The sequence below is a fragment of the Streptomyces sp. A012304 genome (genome assembly GCF_026008495.1).
Taxonomy (GTDB): domain Bacteria; phylum Actinomycetota; class Actinomycetes; order Streptomycetales; family Streptomycetaceae; genus Streptomyces.
Genome location: NZ_BQUN01000026.1, coordinates 1 through 210 on the forward strand (window position 1 = coordinate 1; position 210 = coordinate 210).

Annotated in this window: 1 pseudogene; it reads right to left on the reverse strand. The window is 71.4% G+C overall.

Going from position 1 to position 210, the window contains the following annotated elements:
• Positions 1 to 210 (reverse strand): annotated as a pseudogene (locus ALMP_RS06130) (hypothetical protein); the annotation flags it as partial.

Consider the following 210-nt stretch of genomic DNA (forward strand, 5'->3'; position numbering starts at 1 on the left):
GGCGTCGAGGCCCTGCGGCTTGGCGGCCGTGCGGCCGATGGCGGTGGCGATGCGGTTGACGGTGGCGACGCGCTTGTCCTTGAGGGGGCCGAGGATGGCGTTCTGGACGAAGTTCGGGCCGCCCTGGCCGACGGTGTCGACGAGGCGCTTGTTGGCCTCGGCGATCTGGGTGTTGAGCAGGGCGAGGTTGCGGTCGACCTCGGCCTTGGC